11 protein-coding genes and 1 pseudogene are annotated in these 13,244 nt (G+C 59.9%); 7 read left to right on the plus strand and 5 right to left on the minus strand.

Translation table 11 applies throughout. The features are described 5' to 3' along the window. The 6 genes and pseudogenes from V5A26_RS02650 to hemE form a co-directional block, all read left to right on the plus strand. Positions 1 to 347: pseudogene (locus V5A26_RS02650) on the plus strand (epimerase); the annotation flags it as partial. Positions 348 to 504: 157 nt separating this feature from the next. After that, positions 505 to 933, plus strand: a complete 429-nt coding sequence (locus V5A26_RS02655; protein WP_332322200.1) for a hypothetical protein — start codon at positions 505 to 507, stop codon at positions 931 to 933. Between the two features lie 183 nt (positions 934 to 1,116). Further along, complete coding sequence (locus tag V5A26_RS02660; protein WP_332320730.1) at positions 1,117 to 2,175, plus strand: NAD(P)-dependent glycerol-1-phosphate dehydrogenase; 1,059 nt, start codon at positions 1,117 to 1,119, stop codon at positions 2,173 to 2,175. Between the two features lie 315 nt (positions 2,176 to 2,490). Continuing rightward, on the plus strand, positions 2,491 to 3,543 hold the full coding sequence (locus V5A26_RS02665) for a guanosine monophosphate reductase (protein WP_332320729.1): 1,053 nt from the start codon (positions 2,491 to 2,493) through the stop codon (positions 3,541 to 3,543). A 51-nt stretch (positions 3,544 to 3,594) separates the two neighbouring features. Further along, positions 3,595 to 4,650, plus strand: coding sequence for a glycosyltransferase (locus tag V5A26_RS02670; RefSeq protein WP_332320728.1), 1,056 nt, complete (start codon positions 3,595 to 3,597; stop codon positions 4,648 to 4,650). A gap of 94 nt (positions 4,651 to 4,744) precedes the next feature. Next, complete coding sequence (hemE, locus tag V5A26_RS02675) at positions 4,745 to 5,752, plus strand: uroporphyrinogen decarboxylase (protein WP_332320727.1); 1,008 nt, start codon at positions 4,745 to 4,747, stop codon at positions 5,750 to 5,752. Between the two features lie 18 nt (positions 5,753 to 5,770). Here the strand turns inward: hemE and hemH are convergent, their stop codons facing one another. Both hemH and purH read right to left on the minus strand, forming a co-directional pair. Further along, the gene (gene hemH / locus V5A26_RS02680; protein WP_332320726.1) at positions 5,771 to 6,817 is read right to left on the minus strand and encodes a ferrochelatase; all 1,047 of its coding nucleotides are present in this window, start codon (positions 6,815 to 6,817) and stop codon (positions 5,771 to 5,773) included. Between the two features lie 75 nt (positions 6,818 to 6,892). Then, positions 6,893 to 8,500, minus strand: a complete 1,608-nt coding sequence (gene purH / locus V5A26_RS02685) for a bifunctional phosphoribosylaminoimidazolecarboxamide formyltransferase/IMP cyclohydrolase (protein WP_332320725.1) — start codon at positions 8,498 to 8,500, stop codon at positions 6,893 to 6,895. A 169-nt stretch (positions 8,501 to 8,669) separates the two neighbouring features. Between purH and purB the strand changes: the two genes are divergently transcribed. Next, the gene (gene purB / locus V5A26_RS02690) at positions 8,670 to 10,052 is read left to right on the plus strand and encodes an adenylosuccinate lyase (RefSeq protein ID WP_332320724.1); all 1,383 of its coding nucleotides are present in this window, start codon (positions 8,670 to 8,672) and stop codon (positions 10,050 to 10,052) included. 48 nt (positions 10,053 to 10,100) lie between these two features. On the opposite strand, the gene V5A26_RS02695 is transcribed toward purB, so the two are convergent. Genes V5A26_RS02695 through lysA form a run of 3 tightly spaced genes read right to left on the minus strand, consistent with a single transcriptional unit; the run spans position 10,101 to position 13,223 of the window. Further along, entirely contained in the window at positions 10,101 to 11,168 is a 1,068-nt protein-coding gene (locus tag V5A26_RS02695; protein WP_332320723.1) for a M20 family metallopeptidase, read from the minus strand. 22 nt (positions 11,169 to 11,190) lie between these two features. Then, positions 11,191 to 12,021 (minus strand): diaminopimelate epimerase, encoded by an 831-nt coding sequence (gene dapF / locus V5A26_RS02700; RefSeq protein ID WP_332320722.1) that lies wholly within the window; start codon positions 12,019 to 12,021, stop codon positions 11,191 to 11,193. Next, the gene (gene lysA / locus V5A26_RS02705) at positions 12,018 to 13,223 is read right to left on the minus strand and encodes a diaminopimelate decarboxylase (RefSeq protein WP_332322201.1); all 1,206 of its coding nucleotides are present in this window, start codon (positions 13,221 to 13,223) and stop codon (positions 12,018 to 12,020) included. Before lysA ends, dapF begins: the two co-directional genes overlap by 4 nt. Between the last annotated feature and the right edge of the window lie 21 nt (positions 13,224 to 13,244).

A 13,244-nucleotide genomic window follows, 5' to 3' on the forward strand; every position in this document is an offset into this window, starting at 1 on the left:
GCAGGCCTGGGGAGTGGTACAACGTCGGCGATCGAAACGCTGTCACGCTGGATCGCATGGTGGAACTGGGTGCGAAGGCGCTGGACACAACCGTCGAAATCGTGCATGCGAGTGACCGCGAACTTTCAATCGCTGATCTCGAATCGACGGCATTTCCCCTGTATCGTTCGTATCCCCATCTCCTCTCGACGGCCAAACTTGCCAACCTGGGATGGGATTCGACGCCAATCCGGACGGCAATGGAACGGACTGTCGAGGACCACCTCGCGAGCGAACGCGACGGCACGGACAATGGGCCGACCCGGGAGATGGAAACCCGCGTGCTCAACGTGCTGGAGACGGTATGATCGGCCAGTGGCATGCCTGGCCCGTGGAACCACCGCTAATTGGGACAGATGGGTATAACCGAAGTTAATTACACGCTCTGTAAGCATGTTGTGGGCCGCCGGAATAGTGAGGTAATTGTATCACGCCCCCGATATTGATTCCAGGGAGTGATTTAGAATGGCAACCGACGAAACGGTGACAGTTGGTTTGGGGGCGTGGAAACCGCCGGAGTTGTACGACGATCCCGAACTTGAACGGAGCGGGCACAAACAGCCAGCGGAGATTGAGGGCCCGGTAGCCTCGATAGACAAATACCAATTCGAGGATGAGGCCCAGGTGTTTACGTTACGGGGTGAGGCATATGCCGATGACATTTCGGTCCTGCAGATGTACCGGGGGAAGGTTCTCACGCTTCGGCACGAGAACCATTCGGGGAAGGTGTACATCGAAGCGGTGCGAGCGACCTCGACGGACCAGTGGGACGAAATCACGGAGTTCCGAATGCAAGACGACCTGATGCAGGATGTCACCGAGGAGAAGCAGGTGTACACCTACAGCGTCGATCTCATCCAGGTCGAAGCGATAAATGCGGATTCATCGGCTTAAACGGATTTCTCGGTTCCCGACTGCTAACCGGAGGGGCTGTTCACGATTAATGAGCCAGAGACGACCGTGTTGGGCTCGTAATTGCGAGCTGTTTTCCGCTGAGGAAATGCCTGTCCGAACTACCAGTCTCGGTCCCTGGGGGTGAACCTACGGTACTAAATGGTTCGGTCGACATGAGGCGGTATGTTCGAAAAATCGACCTGGATTCGGCTCCCTCGGAACGTGGTCGTCGGCCACGAGGTCCTGGCGGAGGCCGGACCCGTCCTTCGGGAGACCCACCTTCGGGGTCGACCGTTGGTCGTCACCAGCCCCACACCGAAACAGGAGGCCGGAGACGAACTCGTCGAGCGACTGACTGCGGCGGGATTCGATCCCGAGACCGTCATCGTCGAAGAAGCAACCTTCGGTGCCGTCGAAGGAGTACTGGCGCGGGCCGCCGAAATCGAACCGGGCTTTCTCGTCGGAATCGGGGGCGGCAAACCCATCGATATCGCGAAGATGGCCGCGGACGAACTTGACGTTGGTTTCGTATCTGTTCCGACTGCTGCCAGTCACGACGGCATCGTGAGTGGCCGCGGGTCGGTGCCCGAAGGAGATACCCGCCATAGTGTCGCTGCGGCCCCGCCAATTGCCGTCATCGCCGATACCGAGATCATCGCCGAGGCACCCTGGGAATTGCTCACCGCCGGGTGTGCAGACATCATCAGCAACTATACCGCGGTCAAGGATTGGAAACTCGCGAACCGACTCAAGAACGTCGAGTACTCCGAATACGCGGGGGCACTTTCCCAGATGACCGCTGAAATGCTTCGGGATAACGCCGCCTCGATAAAACGAGGCCTCGAGGAGTCCGCCTGGATCGTGGTCAAAGCGCTCGTTTCCTCCGGCGTCGCGATGAGTATTGCTGGCTCGTCCCGGCCCGCAAGTGGCGCTGAGCATCTGTTCAGTCATCAACTCGACCGAATCGCCCCCGGGCGTGCGCTTCATGGTCACCAGGTCGGGGTTGGCTCGATTATGACCGAGTATCTGCACAGTGGCGCTGACGGCGAGTGGCGTGCTGTTCGAGACGCCCTGGCGAGTATCGAAGCTCCCACAACAGCAGCCGAACTCGGCCTCTCAACTGAGGAGGTCATCGAAGCACTCACAACGGCCCACAAGATCAGAGACCGGTATACGATTCTAGGAGATGGTATCGAGGAGGCCGCAGCGATTGAAGCGGCGACGCGAACTGGTGTCGTCTAATTTTTCGCCCAGCCTAAAAGCCTGCAGTTTCCGCCCGTTCTCAAAGGAGTTTATGAGGTCGGCCAGTTGGTTTAGCTACCGACCATGCGCGCAGAACCATACCAGCGCTGTCAGGCCTGTGGGCACTCGCTCGAACACCCAACTGTCTATCGGAATCATGCGTATTGTGCCCAGTGTGGTCCGAGTCTTGGCGGAACGAAAGTATAGGCCGGTCCCAATGACTGCCGGAGTGGATTGCGCTCCACGACAACGATTTTGACCGGTCCTGATCGGACTTGGTAACGGTTTTCCCCGCGCTATCTAAGACTAGTGGGGATGAATACACCGCGAATTGGACTTTCCTATGGTGATGTCTTGTTGGTGCCACACCGATCGCCTGTGGAGAGCCGAGCAGCGGTCGACCTTTCCACGCAATTGACACCGACGATCGAACTCGACGCACCCGTTTTGAGTGCCCCGATGGACACGGTAACGGAAGCCGAGACGGCGATCGAACTCTCCCGTCTTGGGGGGTTTGGCACAGTCCACCGCTTCCTTACAGTCGCGGAACAGGCTGCCGAAATCGAGGCTGTTACCGCTGTGGATGAGCGAGTTTGGGCCGCTATCGGCATCAGCGAAGATTATCTCGATCGGGCAGACCGAACGCTCGAAGCCGGGGCGACGGCGATCGTCGTCGACGTGGCACACGGACATCTCGAAAAAGCACTCGAGGCTGTCGAGGACTTGGCCACCGAATTCCCCAGTGTACCGCTGATTGCTGGCAACGTTGCAACCCCGCAGGCGGTCCGAGATCTCGCGGACGCGGGTGCTGACGGCGTGAAAGTCGGAATCGGTCCCGGGTCCCATTGCACGACGCGGGTCGTCGCCGGTGCCGGTGTTCCACAATTGACAGCTGTTTCGGACGCTGCTGAGGCGGCTGCGAACCTGGATATTTCGATCATCGCCGACGGTGGCATCCGTAATTCCGGTGACGCTGTCAAGGCTCTAATGGCTGGTGCGGATACGGTAATGATGGGCCGGTTTTTTGCGGGGACCGTGGAGTCCCCCAATGCAATCGTCGAACGGGACGCCGAAGAGGACAAGCGTTCACGTGGGATGGCGACGACGGCGGCCAGCAACGAACGGACTGACAAGGACGGGGCCGAACCGACAGCAGACGAGGGTGTTGAGGCCCTCACACCGCTTTCGGGGCCACTCGAATCGGTGACAACCGAGTTTCTTGCAGGAATCCGGTCCGGCCTGAGCTATGTTGGCGGTGAGTCGATTCCGGACGCCCGGGAAAGCCGAGTTCATTTGAATCTCCGCGAGTGCGAGACTTCGGGAAGTGCACATTTCGACCACGACTGGGAAACGACGTCCCTCGACTGAGTCGAAAACGGAATTGAAACCTTTTTGCAAACGGTCACCGTGGCCGGTAGTATGCGGGTGGCCTTTGTCGCGACGCGAACGATTCATCACGCCGAGAGCGAGACTGCGGCGCGACTGGACAGAATCGCCTCCGCAGTCGCCGACCGAGGCCACGAGGTGATTTGTTTCACCGCCAAATGGTGGCAGGGGGACTTTCAGGAGTTCGAACATGAGGGACTCATGTATCGAGGCATCGGAACCAGGTCGGAGGACGCGCTGACCACTCCGTTGCAGGTCGCCAACGCGATCCGCAAAACGGACCCGGACGTCGTCCACGCGGTTTGCCAGAACCCCCTCTGGACGAGTGGCGCCAAGTTGGGCGCGCTGCTCAGCGGTGCCGGATTCCTTGTCGATTGGTACGACCCGCATGATGCGACGGGGGTAGTCTCCGACTGGCTCCGGAACCGGGCCATCCAGGGGGCCGACGTGATTGTGACGCCTTCAGAGACCGTCGAAACGACCGTGAGGGAACGAGGGGTTGATGGCCGAACCGTTCGGGTAATTCCGACCGGCATTGATATCGAGCGGATAAAAGCGATATCGAAGGCCGAAAGCGCCGATATCGTCTATTCCCGACGGCTCGACGAGGGGGCGAACCTGGAAACGCTGCTCTTGGCCCTGGCGGAATTCCGGGAGTACGACTGGAATGCAACAATCATCGGTGATGGACCCAGACGGGCCGCCTACGAGCGCCAAGCGCGGGACCTTCGAATTGACGACAGTGTCGAGTTCGTCGGCGAATTGCCTGTCGAGGAGCGGATTGCCCGGTTCAAGCAGGCACACGTCTATGTGCACACGGCCGAATACACGCCGTTCGACCATGATCTGCTGCGAGCACTGGCAGCCGGCTGTGTCTCAATCGTCGAATATCACCAGAACTCGAGCGCACACGAATTGGTCGTCCATGAGGACCGCGGGTATACCGCGACGAGTCCCGAAGAACTCACCCGACGGCTTGCTGCCGCCGGAGAACTCGAGCACAAATCCTTTGACGAGTCGTTTACCGACTTTTCGGACGACGTGTTTCTCGAGGCGTATCTCGATCAATATCGAGCGATTCGGTCCTGACTCGAGTCAGTGAGCCGACTCGAATCCACGTTTGATTTGACTCTGTTGCTGCAGTGTGAACCCTTTTGGTGTCCCCGCTCCCCGTTTGAAACCAATGAGAGAGCTCTTTCTTTCGGCCGCCCGTGGTGAGGCGACAGCGCGGCCACCGGTCTGGCTGATGCGTCAGGCCGGTCGCTATCTGCCCGAGTACAGAGAGTTACGGGCCGACTATACGTTTCGGGAAGCCATTTCAACCCCCTCGATTGCTGAGGAAATCACCTTACAACCCTTCGAACGCTTTGCCCTCGATGCGGTCGTGATATATTCGGACATTCTCGTGGCCCTCGAACCGATGGGGATCGACTACCATCTGGAGTCTGGTGTTGGCCCCGTTATCGACACTCCGATCGAGGGTCCGGAAGCGGTTCCGCAGAGCCACGAACCAGTTGGGACAAGCTTGGGATACATCGGCGACCTGTTGGAGCGCGTGAGCGAACAGGTGGGGGACCAGGCCGCAACACTGGGCTTTGCAGGCGGGCCGTTTACCCTCGCGTCATATGCAGTCGCAGGGGAACCGTCGAAGAACCACGTTCCTATCAGGGGGTTCCGGGCCGAGCACCCTGACGCATTTGTCGAATTACTCGAGCGGTTCACCGATGTCGTCCTCGAGTTCCTCCAGTTCCAGGTCGAACATGGTGCGGACGCCGTACAATTGTTCGATACCTATGCAGGCTTGCTGGGGCCAGCGGACTATCGGGAGCATCTCCTCCCGCTGCATCAGCAGATCCTCTCGTCGGTTGACGTCCCGACTATCTTCTTCGTTCGCAATATGGGCGGCCGGCTTCCAACACTCGCGGAGAGTGGTGCAGACGTCGTCGGGTTGGACTGGACGGTCGACATGGCAGAGGCCCGGTCGGTCCTGGGGGATCAGCCGGTTCAGGGGAACCTCGATCCGACCGATCTCTTGGGCGATCCGGCCTTCGTCGAGCGCCGAACCCGAGAGGTGATCGAGGCTGCGGGGCCAGCGGGGCACATCTTGAATCTGGGACACGGTATCGACCGGCGCACACCGGTCGAATCAGTCGAAGCCTTTGTTGAGACCGCCCACTCCTTCGAGTGGTGATGGGGGACGGAACTCCGATCACTCCAGCGGTGCGTTGAGACAGAAGGTTCCCGGTTCGTCCCGACACTGACACGGTCGGAGTTGATGGTACCCTGGATCGAAGTCCGCGAGGAACGGCTCCAGGAGGTCCCCGATGACCGACCCCAGGCGGGGGTCACCGTGGGGAACGGGGACTCTGACGAAATCCAGGCCGAGATCCTGGGCTTCGGCTTTCAATTCGATATCGAGTTCGTGAAGCGTTTCTGACTGCTCGTGGAGGAAGCTCATCGGTTCGACAACCACCCGGTCAGCGTCCACGGATTCGAGTGCGGCTTCGATGTCGGGTTCTGTCCAGGGGATATCGCGGTTCGCGTGGTTCTGGAAGCCGAGCGTGTAGTCTTCCACCCCGAGGAGTGCCGCCATCGTCTCCGTGAACTCCTCGACGTACGTGTCATATCGGCTCCCTGCTTCGAGGTAGGAGACCGGGGTTCCATGGGCAGAAAAGAGTAGTTCCGTGTCTGGGGCCCGAAGGTCGATCTCTAGGCCATCGATGACGGATCTGATGTTCTCGAATCGCAGCCGCGTGTACGTTGGATGACGATGCCAGCCAGTGACCGCTCGCATTTCAACGTCCGAATTGTGCTCGGTCAGGGCCTCTTCGAAGTTGTTGACAGCGGCGATGTTCGTCGACGGGCCGGAGAGTGGATAGACCGGAACGACGATTACCCGGTCGAAAGGTTCCGCTGCCATCTCTGCAGCCACATCCTCGATGAGCGGTTCAGTGTATTGCATTGCCAGGGCGACTTCGACGTCGTAGCCCCGCGATGCAAGTTCTTCTTCGAGCATCGTGGCTTGGGCCGCCGCCTGTTCGTGAAGCGGTGAGCCACCGATCGTTTCGTACTCCTCGATGAGCCCGGCCGCCCGTCGGTTTGCGAGTTCGCTGGCCCGTTCTTTGGCGGCTGCCTCGCTGTCGAAGCGTTCGAGACTGGCATTGTCGAGGAAGATCCGTTCCAGGAAGGGAACCACGGCCTCACGGCTTGGTTCGGCCGGTTCGCCGAAGTTCAGCAACACGACGCCTACGTCCATGGCCATCACTTCGCAGAGGGCGTGGGTATACTTACTGGAACCGGGAATCCATGTTGGCCAGGGCTGTTGAGCTGTTCAGTCGTGCCGGAAGGCCCGAGTCCCCGTGAACACCATCGCGACATCGTGTTCGTCGGCCGCTTCGATCACGGCTTCGTCGTTTACCGAGCCGCCGGGTTGAATGACGGCGTCGACACCTGTTTCGGCCGCGAGTTCGACGCCATCGGGGAACGGGAAGAAGGCATCACTGGCCAGGACGCTCCCGGCGGCAGATTTGCCCGCCGCGTCTCGCTCGGCTTTCTTTGTTGCCAGGTCGACAGCGTCGACCCGGCTTGCCTGTCCCATTCCGATACCGACCGTTTCGGTTCCCTGGGCGAGAACAATGGCGTTCGATTTGACGTGTTTGGCCGTCTGCCAGGCGAATAGCAACGCTTCACGTTCGGACGCTGTTGGCTCACGATCGGTGACCGTTTCGAGGTCCGCTCGGTCCGGTGCCTGTTCGTCTCGGTCCTGGACGAGCCGTCCGCCAACGATCGGTTTCTCTACTCGCCCCAGCGATTCCTCAGTCATCGATCCCACGTCCAAGACGCGCAGGTCGGCTTTCGTTTCGAGAACCTCGAGGGCCTTTTCTGTGTAACCCGGCGCGATGACGGCCTCTTTGAACGAATCGATGATGTTCGTGGCTGTGGCTTCGTCACAGCACCGATTGAGGGCGACGATGCCGCCAAAGGCACTCTTCGCGTCGGTCGCGAGTGCGTGTTCGTAAGCCGTCGAAACGGAATCTGCGACGGCACAGCCTGCTGGGTTCGTATGTTTGATTACCGCGGCAGCGGGTTCGTCGAATTCGCGCACGAGGTTCAGCGCCGCGTCGGCGTCGTTGTAATTGTTGTACGAGAGCGCTTTGGCCCCGTCGTTCAGCTGCTCGGCGTCGACGACGTTCGCAACTTCACATGTCGAGTCACCGTACACAGCAGCGTCCTGGTGTGGGTTCTCGCCGTAGCGAAGGTCACGGACCCGGTCGGTCGAGGTGAGTCGTCTGTCGGGGAACGCGCCACTTTCCTCTTCAATCTCGATTCCATCGGCTGTTTGTGTCACCTGTCCCTCTAACACCATTTCGATGGCTCGGGGGTAGGCTTTGAATTCCCCCTCGTACAGCACTCGCTGTTTGAGACTGGCCTGGTCATCATCCGGATACACCGGGATCGGCTCCTGGGTGATGATCGGGCCGGCGTCGACGTCCTCGGTAATGACTGACTCATCCGCCGCGACGGCGTTTGTCACAACGTGGACAGTACAGCCAGTGATCGCCACGCTTGCATCGAGAACTTGCTCGTGTGCGTTCTCTCCAGGAAAAGCCGGTAAGAGCGACGGATGGATGTTCAGAGTGAGTGGCGCCTCCTCGAGAAAGGTATCCGAGAGGATGCGCATATAGCCATCCAGAACGACCAGATCGAGATCGTAGTCCGCCAAAACCTGCAAGACCCGGCGCTCGTGTTCGCGGCGGTCCATGTCCGGTGGCTGTTCGACAACAGCCGTTTCGATCCCTCGATTCTCAGCTTTTTCCAAGACCGGCGCATTCCCGTGATTCGAGATGATCACGTCTACCGTCGCCCCGGCAGGCTGGCGGTCCTGGATGTGCATGAGGTTGCGCCCGCGATTGCTCGCGAGACCGGCAATGGTGGGCATACGCGAGGGTGCGGGGCCCATTTTCAAAGCCGTTGTGGTCGCATGCCCGTCGGGTATTCAAGACTATGAACACCACCAGTGCTCTCTGGTGGATAGATACGCCAGATATGCACAGACGTGAAACGTCTCGACCGGTATTCTTTTGCGTCGACCGGGGCCACACCGACACATGCCGACCGATCGTGGCCCACTCTGGGCCGTTTCGCCGCTGGATGGTCGATACGAAGACCGAACTGCCCCGCTTGCCCCGTACGTGAGTGAAGCCGCACTCATGCGCGCTCGGGTGCAGGTCGAAGTCGAATACACACTCGCCCTGGCGCGGCTTGATGCAACCTCCTTCGAGATTGACCCGACACTTGCTTCGGACATGCGGGTAGTCTACAAGGAGTTCGAGGAGTCAGACGCTCAGTTGATCAAGGACATCGAAACGACAGGGGCGCGGGGCTACACTGCGACCAACCATGACGTAAAAGCCGTGGAGTATTTTCTTCGTGAGGCAACCCCCGAGTTCGTCCATCCGTGGCTCCACTTTGGCTTGACCAGCGAAGACGTCACCAATCTCGCCTACCGGCTTTTGGTGACCGAAGCGATGGAGGAAGTACTGCAACCCCGATTGCGAGCGATTCGGAGCACGCTCGGGGAATTTGCGCAGGAATACGCCGACATACCGATGTTAGCCCGGACACACGGGCAACCTGCGACCCCAACGACTTTTGGCAAGGAAATGGCCGTCTACGCGAGTCGGCTGGGCCAGACCCTCGCTACAGTCGAGGAACGGACCGACTCGCTCGCTGGCAAACTCGGCGGTGCGAGTGGCACCTTTGGCGCCCATACAGTGGCGTTTCCGGACGTCGACTGGGTAGCATTCGCACGAAGCTTCGTCACTGATCTCGGATTGGAGTACGTGGGTCTCACGACTCAGATCAACCCAGGCGATGATTTTGCACGTCTGTTCGATGCCCTGGCAGGAGTGAATCACGTGTTGATCGACCTCGACCAGGATATCTGGCAGTACGTGTCTCGGGGCTACTTGGGCCAAGAGGCCGCAGCGGGTGAAACTGGCTCCTCGACGATGCCACACAAGGTCAATCCGATCGACTTCGAGAACAGCGAAGGCAACCTTTCCAAAGCGAACAGCGATCTGGACTTTCTTGCGGATTCGATCACCACCTCGCGGATGCAACGGGACCTTACAGATTCCACGGTCAAGCGAAACATCGGTGCCGCACTGGCCCATGCCTTCATGGGGTACACCAAACTCGACGTGGGACTCGAGAAGGTGGTGCCACGCGAGTCGGTCATGCGCGAGGATCTCCAGGCCAACCCGGCAGTCATCGGGGAAGCGATTCAAACAGTTCTGCGACGCGACGGACATCCGGATGCGTACGAACTCGTCAAAGACGCGACGCGAGGTGAATCAATAACGATGGCGGATTTCGAGTCGCTCATCGAGGGCCTCGACGTCCCGGCATCGACCAAAGCCGAACTCCGCGACCTGCGTCCCGAGCACTATACTGGGATCGCTGCGGATCTCGCTCGAGATATCGATTGATATCCTCCCCGGCATAAAGGGCGGGGCTTTCTCCTTGATTCTCCGTAATCAGCCGACGAGGATTCCGAGCGCCTGAGTCAGAATGTCACTGGCTTTTCGGACGTCGTCGATCTTCACGTATTCTCGCTCACCATGAGCGACCGGCCCGTTCTCGTCGGAGAGGACTCCTGGTCCGAAGACGACGGTCGGCGCGCTCGCAGCGAAATACGAGGCCTCGGTCGCTGCGCCGAAGGTGCGTGTCTCCCCGGCCCCTCCGGACTGAAGGGCTTGAGCAACCGTTGAGTCTGGGTCCGTTTCGAATCCTTCCAGGAACGGCGTGTCCCGTTCGGCCCGTTCGACGGCGAGTCCCAGTTCTGCCGGAACCCGTTTATGAAGATGCGTAGCGAGTCCGTCGAAAAATTCGGGCGCTGTCTCGGGTGGCACACTCCGGCGGTCGATGGTGAGTTCCACGGCTGCGGGAATCCGATTCGAGGCTTCGCCGCCCGAAACAAGCGTGGGGGTCAAGGTCGGAGCGCCAAGTTTTGGATGGGCCGTAATGCCCTGTGTTTCGTCGTACGTTTCGAGACCAGCAAGGACGGCTTGCAAACCGGAAATCGCATTTCGGCCCGCTGCTGGATCAGCCGCATGGGCTCCTTTGCCCGTGAGACTGACGGTGCCCTGGAACCGGCCCCTGGCCGCGACACAGACATCGAGCCCGGTCGGCTCGCCCACGATATACCCGTCAGCATCGAAAACGAGTGCATCCGCTCCTGTCGATTCCCGCTCTTCGTCAGGGGTGATAGCGACCGTAAGTTGACCCGCTGATGGGTCAGTTTCAATGAAGGCTGCGAGAATGGCAGCGAGTGGGCCTTTGGCGTCACAGGATCCCCGACCACGGATCTCACCGGCCGACCGTTCGAGATGATGGTGGGGTGGGACGGTGTCAATGTGTGTGTTGAGCACGATCCGCGGTGTTCCCTGTCCCTTTTCAGCGATGATGTTTCCGGCCTCATCAACGGTTGGCTCGACACCGGCCTCGCGAAGGGTCTCCACGACGAAATCCCGCATCTCATTCACGGACTTGTGAGAGGGGATGGCGACGGCCCGTTCCAGAAAGTCGATCGGCTCGAACGTCATTGGTCTACTGCTGGTTCGACACTCATTGCTCCGTCTCCGGTTCGAAATCGACGGCTCCTGCCCCCTCGAAGGCGGTTGGTCCCGAGAGGGTCGCCGGTCCATCGTCAGGTATCGTCACCTCGAGTGTTCCACCCGGTGGGCTGATTTCGATGGGTTGCCCTGACTCGACCAAACCGACTCTGGTCGCGACTGCACCGATCGCCACCGCGCCCGTCCCACAGGACTGGGTCTCGCCCTCCACGCCTCGTTCGTACGTTCGTTGGTCGAACGCCCGTGGCCCGGTTTTCTCGGCGACAGTCACGTTTGTCCCCTCCGGGAACCGCTCTGCGTACCGGATCGGTTGGGCAGCAGCCGTCAGATCAAGGTCCTCGATCGAATGGAGAAATGCCACGGCGTGTGGGACGCCCGTGTTGACTGCCGAAATAGGCATCCCTTCAAACGGTTCCTCCACCATCGGCTCCGTAGCATCGATGGGAACGTGATCGGGTTCGAACGTGGGTTCGCCCATCTCGACGGTCACCCGTGAATCCTCCTCGACCGTTGCCCGTCGTGGTCCAGCCGGCGTCTCGAGGATGAACGCCGATTCGCCGGTTTGTTCCTGGCCCCACACCGCCGCAACCCTCGCTCCGTTGCCACACATTTCAGCGGTCCCGCCATCGGGCTGATAGAGTCTGAACCGGATTCGACTCGGACTCGGTTCCGTCTCCAGGTCGAGAAACAGCACACCATCGATGTCGAGATCCTCACAGAGCGAGATCGCAAATGCCGGGCGTCCAGTTTCGAGTGTGGTCCCTTCGAGGACTGCAAACGCGTTGCCCGTGCCGTGATAGTGCCGGTAGGATAGTTCTGTCATCTGTCTGTTTCCGGAGCTGTGATGTCTTCGAGTTGTTCCCGACGGCGTATTTCTCTGCTGGTCGTCTCCTCAAAGGCGACGACTGGTGGGCGTGGCCGAGAATTGTACTGGCTCGCCATTTCGATGCCATATGCCCCAGTCATTCCGATTGCCAGGAGATCACCCCGTTCTGGGGCGGGGAGCCGACGATTCGTGGCGAGGACGTCTGTACTCTCACAGATCGGCCCGACGACCGAGACGGACCGCTTCTCTCGGTCTGTCATCGACCCAACCGGGGCCACGGGATGATAGGCGTCATAAAGCGCCGGCCTGAGAAGGTCGGTCATCCCAGCATCGACGCCCGCTAATAACTCCTCTCCAGCTGGTTTAACCGTATTAACGCGTGTAAGCAGGAGCCCTGCGTCCGCAACGAGATATCGCCCCGGTTCGATACGGAGCGTCCCTGACACGGAATCGAGAGCGTCTCTGGTCGAATCAGCCAGAGCCGCCAGGTCGAGTGGGTCTCCCTCTGGTCGATACGGGACGCCGAAACCGCCGCCCACGTCCACGAAGTCCACGTCCTGGTCGAGATCATTCACAACCTGTGCGACCGTCTCTACGACCTCTCGGTGAGAACTGACATCTTCGGGATTGAGAATGCCACTGCCGGCGTGTGCATGGACGCCGACGACAGTCATTCCCCGTTCAGTTACCAGCTCGACGGCCTTTTCGACCCGATCGATACCGATCCCGAATTTCCTGTCAGCCCCGGTTGCGACGGAGTCGCTATGACCTGCACCCGTTCCGGGGTGAATCCGGATCGCAACGTCACCAGTAAACCCCCGATCCGCGAGGCGTCTGACCGTATCGAGTGCGCCAACGGTGATGGCAAGCGGCTCAGTCTCATATTCGAGCACGGTATCGAGGTCTCGCTGCGGCGGATTGACCGGGGTATAGAGTATCCGCTCGGTCGGAAACCCAGCTGCCACCGCTCGTTCAAATTCCCCTGCAGAGGCACATTCGGCACCGACGCCCGCTGTGGCAAACGTTTCCAGGACCGCCGATCCGGAATTTGCTTTGACCGCGTAATGGATATCCGCCTCCGGAAACGCTGATTGGACCCGACCAAGATTCTCCCGGATCCGGTCGAGGTCGATAACGTATACTGGGGTCTCCTGTTCGTCCGCGACCGCTTCTAGCCGCTCCGCCGGCCAATCTGCCATTCGCCGGACCCGGGGTGCTTC

The organism is Halodesulfurarchaeum sp. (assembly GCF_036626455.1).
Classification (GTDB): domain Archaea; phylum Halobacteriota; class Halobacteria; order Halobacteriales; family Halobacteriaceae; genus Halodesulfurarchaeum.